At 65.8% G+C, this 6,368-nt stretch carries 4 protein-coding genes; all 4 read right to left on the bottom strand.

Features of this window, described 5'->3' with window-relative positions; translation table 11 throughout:
• On the bottom strand, nt 1–1,112 hold a 1,112-nt coding region (locus tag KBA48_RS31765), incomplete at its 3' end, for a glycosyltransferase family 9 protein (RefSeq protein ID WP_292912682.1).
• Between the two features lie 57 nt (nt 1,113–1,169).
• Complete coding sequence (locus KBA48_RS31760; RefSeq protein WP_292912681.1) at nt 1,170–3,338, bottom strand: sulfotransferase; 2,169 nt, start codon at nt 3,336–3,338, stop codon at nt 1,170–1,172.
• Between the two features lie 13 nt (nt 3,339–3,351).
• The gene (locus tag KBA48_RS31755; protein WP_292912680.1) at nt 3,352–3,933 is read right to left on the bottom strand and encodes an invasion associated locus B family protein; all 582 of its coding nucleotides are present in this window, start codon (nt 3,931–3,933) and stop codon (nt 3,352–3,354) included.
• Between the two features lie 149 nt (nt 3,934–4,082).
• Nucleotides 4,083–6,368 (bottom strand): autotransporter domain-containing protein (locus KBA48_RS31750; protein WP_292912679.1); only part of this gene is annotated, 2,286 nt, incomplete at its 5' end.

Below are 6,368 nucleotides of genomic sequence, written 5' to 3'. Positions count from 1 at the left end.
GTCTGTACCAGCCCCGTCCAGTCGCCCCAGGATGGCTGCCGAAACAGGCGTACCGATGGGTACCAGGGTGTGTCGTGGCGGTTCAGCAGCCAGCGCCAGTCGGGCAAGTAGGGCAGCATCACCCAGGCCGGGCGGCCCAGGGCGCCGGCCAGATGCACGGGGGAGCTGTCGACGGAGATCAGCAGGTCGGCGACCGTCAGGATGGCGGCCGTATCCTCGAAATCGTGGATATCGGGGCTTAACCCGATGATGGTCATGCCGGGGGGCGGGCGGGCGACGTCGCCCTCGCTGGGGCCTTTCTGGATGGACAGGAAGGTGACGCCTTCCTGGGCCAGGGGGGCCAGGGCTGCCAGGGTCATGGAGCGGTTGGCGTCATTGAAATGGGTGGGCCGGCCGGCCCAGACCACGGCCACCTTCAGGCCCTTCACCCCCGCCAGCCGTTTGCGCCAGTGCTTCACCCGATCGGGATCAGGGGTCAGATAGGGGATGGTGCCCGGCAGGTCGGACAGTTTCAGGCCCATGACCATGGGCAGGCTCATCATCTCGCAATGCAGATCGAAGGGTGGCGGCAATTCCCCGCGCAGGGTCAGCGCATCAAAGCCCCCCATCCGGGCCGCCAGGCTCTGGGTCTCGTGATTGACCTCCAGGATCACCCTGGCGCCGCTGCGCGCCTTGGCCCAGGCGACCATACGCATGAACTGGAACGTGTCGCCATAGCCCTGCTCGTCATGGATCAGCAGGGTCTTGCCCGGGATCGGCCGCCCGTCCCAGCGGGGCAACTGCACCTTGCGCTCGATCCGGTAGGTATGGTTGAGGCTGTAGCGGTAGCTATATTCCCGCCACCCCCGCTCGAACTCCCCCATCAACAGCAGGGATTCGGCCAGATCGAACCGGGTGGAGACATGGCCGGGCAAGGCATCGACCAGCATTTCCTGGATTTTGACGGCATCGGCGATCCGGCCCTGCACCCGGAACGCCTGTGCCAGCACCGCCCAGAGCGGGGCCGGTCCACCGCCATTGGCCAGCAAAGGCACCACCATGGCCTCGACCTCCGCCCCCCGTCCGGCCGCCAGCAGGGGTTTGATCTTCAGCTCAATGTCTTTGCTGTCCATGGGGGATCTCTATGCGCGCGGGTTCGTCAATCGGCCGGAAAGCGGGGATGGGGCGGCCTAGGCCTGACGGGCCGGTTCCTTTGCCGGCCGGGCGGTCCGCCTGGCGGCCTTCACCGGCTTCTCCGCGACCACGGGAACCTCTTCAATGCCCAGTGCCGCCAGCAGCGGGGCCAGATGGGCGGCATAGCGTCCGGCCCGGCCGATGCTGCGCGTGAACAGCGGCTCACGCGCCTGATTGACGCTGGCGGTACGGATGATGCGCTTCGTCTTGTGGAAATCGGTGCAGGCGGGGTCCCAGTTCAGCCCCAGGAAGTCGATCAGGCGCCGGGCCTGCGGCTCGAAATCGCCCACCAGATCCTCGTAATCCACCTCGATAAAGCGGTCGGGCGGCAGCACGCGGCGCCAATGGGCCATCAGTTTTTCGTAATCACGATAAAACCGCCCCAGCTCCGCCAGATCATAGGTGAATAATTGTTCGCGCGTGAACAGCTTGGTGTAGCAGGAGAAACAGGTATCGGCCGCGTTGCGCCGCACATGAATGATCCGGGCCTGCGGCAGTGAGCGGGCGATCAGGCCGGCATAGAGGAAGTTCGAGGGCATCTTGTCCACAAAACGGCGCTTGCCGTTGGACAGGGTGCGCACATGCTCGACATATTGATGACCGATGGCCGCAAAGCCGGCCGGCGTCAATTGTCCGACGATCGCCGGATAGGGACCGATGCGGTCCACGATGCGGTTCAACAAGGCCAGTTCACCGCCGCCCTGCACCTGGGCATGCGATGCCAGCACCTGTTCGACCAGCGTGGTGCCGGAGCGCGGCATGCCGATGACGAATACCGGCAGGTCGTCCCCCGCCGCGCCTTCAGCGATGTCGGGGGCCGCAAAGACCGACGCCGGAAAGGCATCGGCGATGGACTGCACCCAGCGTTCGATGGCATCGGGATTATAGCTGAGGGTGGCACGCTTCTGACGATTGCCCTCCTGGAAATGATGGAAGGCCCGCTCGGCATTGCCGCTATCCAGCCAGGCCTTGCCCAGGGCAAAATGCAGGGCGGTACGGTCGTTGCGGGCCTGGATCACGGTGGGGGCCAGCAACGCCTCCATCGCCGCGATGGCCGGGTCCCCCGGCTGGAAGGTGACCAGGTCGGACAGGTTGAACCAGGCCGAGATCGATCGGGGAAACAGGGCCAGGACCTGTTCAAAGGCCGCGCGTGCCGCCGCCGTCTCGCCGATTTCCACCAGGCAGATGCCGCGATTGACCATGGCCTTTTCCAGGGCAAGACCCGGCAGCTTGGTGGCGCGGTCATAGGCGGCCAGCGCATCATCCGTGCGGCCCAGCGCCTGGAGCGCCTCGCCCATGGCCACATGCGCCTCGCCATTTTCCGGGGCCAGCGTCACCGCCCGGCGCGCGGCCTCCAGCGCCTCGTCCAGCCGGTCCAGATGCCGCAAAGGCACGGTGCGGACCAGCAGCCCGCCAATATGCTGGGGATTGAAGGCCAGCAGCTTGTCCACCCAGCGCAGCGTTTCCCCGTCATCGCCGCGCGACTGTTCGGCGGCGGCGGCATTGATATAGGCGTCGGCCAGACGCGGATTGATGTCGATGGCCTGGCGCGCATAGGCCAGCGCCTCCTGGGGCTGTCCCATGTCGGTGGCCAGATTGGACAGGTTGGACAGGGCTTCGGCATAATGGGGCGCCAGGCTGAGCGCGATCTCGTAATGGCGCCTGGCGTCGGCCAGACGGCCCAGCCGCTTCAGCGTGTTGGCCAGATTGTTCTGGGCCTCGGGGTAGTCCGGTTTCAGCATCACAACCTGTTCCAGACAGGTCAGGCTTTCGTCGAACTTGCCGGCCTCCTGCAGGATGATGCCCAGATTGTTCCATCCGGCGACCAGGCCATGATCGATGGCGATGGCCCGCCGGCCCGCCGCCTCCGCATCGACCAGCCGGCCGGCCTGCCGGCACATCTCGGCCAGGTTGCTGAGATAGGTGGCCGGCGCGCGGGGGGCCTGGCAGGCACGTTGCAGATGGTCGATGGCCACGGGCAGATTGCCATAGGCATGGGCCATCAGCCCCATCAGGTGCGAGGCATCGGACTGCCCGGGCCAGATGGCCAGGACATGCTGGCACAGCCGCTCGGCCTGATCGGCCTGTCCGGCATTCCAATGCGCCTGCGCCTGGGCCAGCGCCTGCTCCATCGAGATCTGCTGCTGCGGAGGGGTGGTGTTCATGGGAGACGACAGCCTATTTCGCGGAGATAGTGGTCAGGGCCTTGGAAAGATTGGTCATCTGCACCGGAATGTCGATGGGGCTGTTATTGCCCTGGATATAGCGGACCATCAGCACGGTGCCCGCCGTGAACTGGTTCAGGGCCTCCTGATCCATATCCACCACCGCCAGACAGCCATTGGCATCACAGGTATTGAAGGGCAGGGCTATCGGCTTGTTCTGATCCAGCGTCAGGGTCAGTCCACCCGGCAGCCACACGCCATTGGGCGCGGCCAGGATGATCCGGGGCTTGCCTTCCGGCGCCAGATAACCGATGCGGACATGCAGCAGCACGGCATTCTGGGGCTGGGCGATGGCGAATTGCTCGACATAGCAGATCTCCGCCCCCGCCGGGTCCTTGGCGCAGGCCTTTGCCCAGAAACTGTCCGGGTTGGATGCGGCGGCCGCCTCATCGACCGGGGCGGCGGCGGGCGGCGGCGCACGATCCTTCGTGGCGGCCAGGGACAGGGCGATGGCCGCAGCGACGATCCCCACAACCACGGCCCCAATGGCCGCCAGCCTACGGTTGGGCATTGTCAGCTTCAGCTTTGTCAGCATCGTTTCCATCCAGTATGCACATTGGCAATGAGTATACCCGGCACAGGCACGGGCTGAGCAGAAATCAGCAACAGCGCGCGCCGGTGCATCGGGATAGGGGGGACACGCCAAAGCCGTGCGAGAGGGATCGCACGGCTTTGGTCGTCAGATCAGAAACGAATGGTCGCCCTTGTCATGATGGTGTTGCTCAGGAACTTGCGGCGCAGTTCCCCACCATATTCGAGACGGAAATCCACCGCATCGCTGTGCGCCACCGTGGCCCCGAACCGTATGGCCAGACCATCGGCGGCGGGCCGTTCGCTGGTGCTGGTGAAGGCGACCCCGCCCAGAACGCCGGTGGTGGCGATGGGGCCCTGCAGGTAGTCATGGACCCAGGCCATCTCCAGGTCCAGCTTTGTCGGCCCCAGGACGCTGTTGAAGCCCGTCTTGGCCTGCACGCCCAGTTCCTGGGTCAGCGCATCCGCCCGCACGCCCAGCACCCGCATATCCGCGGCACCGGCGCCCGTTTCCGTATAGGATTCATTGACCAGCCGCACGGAGCGCAGGCTCCATTTCGGGGTGATGACCTGTTCATCCCACTTGATCAGGTCATAGCCGATATCGATCTTGCCCAGATATTGCTTGCCGCCATAGTCGGCCCTGGCCTGCCGCTGCAGGAACTGGATATAGCGATTCTGGTTGAAGTCGTTGTGGCCGGCCCCCAGTTGCGCGCCCACCGACAGCCGGCTGTCGGCGCTTTCCGGCCGCCAGGTGGCATAGGTGGTGAACTGGTAGGAATTGATCTTGGTCGAACTCCCCGTCATCGGGCCACGGCCATCGGTATCGCTGCGCATCCAGCTGAACGCGGCGCCGACGGCCAGTTCCTCGGTGGCGAACCAGTCGACACCGGTGATCAGGCCGAACGTGTCGCCCTTGTATCCGGAGGCATTGCCGGAGGTGCCCCGCCAGACATTGTTGCCCAGGATCTGGCCCCAGACGGCGCCTTTCTCCCCGGCGCCGCCGGCCGCCAGGCCCCGTTCGCCCGATGCCAGCGCGTTGGACGTCACCAGCTGACGCTGCCCCACGGCGGCCGACGCCGGCGTCGGCAGAACCACGGACAGTTGCGGCGTCAACTGGCTGGGCGACAATTGGGTGATGGCCTCTTCCTGCTGGCTGGGGCTCAACTGCGCCAGCGGCGTCAGCACTTCGGTCTGCACCGCAACCGCCGCCGGCGTGCCGGTGGTGATGGCCGCGATCTGATCCAGCGCCGCGCCCGTGCCGACCGCCGCCCCGCCCGTCACGACGCCGACTTCGGTGAAGTTGGACTGCAACTGCACGACCAGATCGTTGACGCCGCCCGCCGACACGATGGACGGCGTGATGTTGAAGCCCCCCGACGTGAAGTTGATATTGCCCAGGCTGATGGCCCCACCAGACTGCACGATGGTGTAGGTCTGGCCCGACATGAAGGGGGTGCCGGTGATCGGGGTCAGGGTGACCGTGCCGCCAGAGAGGCCGGATGTGCCGCTGACCACCAGCGAGCCGTAGGCGGTGGGGGACCCGACGCCGAACACCAGCGCGCCGGCCGTCTGTGTGAAATTGCCGGTGATGCTGACAGTGCTGTCGATCCGCAGCGTCGCCCCCGCATTCACGACATTGTGGGTGCCGACATCGATGGCGCTGTTCAGCCTTGTATCACCCGACAGGAAGCGCAGGTCGGAGGACCGGTTGACGATGCGGCCCATGGCACCGTTGCGACCGGTCAGCACGGCCGGCGCCGCCGACGACCCGCCGGCAATGGCCAGGTCACGCGATGACAGGTTGATGATGTCGCCCGCGATGGTGCCGCTGTTGGTCAGGGTGCCCAGGCTGCCGCTGGCGGCGATATAGAGGGCGGTGGCCGCGCTCAGGCTGCCGCTGTTGGTCAGGTTGCCCAGGCTGCCGCCGATATAGTTGTTGGCGGCGGCCAGGACCAGATTGTTGCCGGCCGTGGTCGCGCTGGCGATCAGGCCGGTCACGCTGCCGCTGAAGGCAACACCGGCATAGCTGGACCCGGCACCACCGGCGACCAGCGTGGCCTGCGAGCCGGCCAGGTAATTGGCCGTGGATGACAGGTTGGTGGCCACGGTGCCGCCCGTGATGCTGGCCGCCCCGCTGACCGCCAGGACATTGCCGTTCAAGTCAAGACGGCCCGCCGTCTGGCTGTAATTGCCGGTGACGTTCAGGTTGCCTGCCAACTGCACGCTGGCACCGCTATTGACCAGACGGTTCGACCCGACATTGACGGCATCACCCAGCAGCAGATTGCCCGAGGCCAGAACCACATTGGCGCCCGTGCTGGTGATGGTACCGCCGGTAAAGACGCCGGCATTGCCGCTGCCGCCATTGATCACCAGGGCGTTGCCGGACAGGTTCTTGATATTGCCGGTGATGGTGCCGCTATTGTTCAGCGCGCC

It is taken from the genome of Niveispirillum sp., assembly GCF_017996735.1.
Taxonomy (GTDB): Bacteria; Pseudomonadota; Alphaproteobacteria; order Azospirillales; family Azospirillaceae; genus Niveispirillum.
This window is presented reverse-complemented; position numbering and strand designations above follow the sequence as displayed.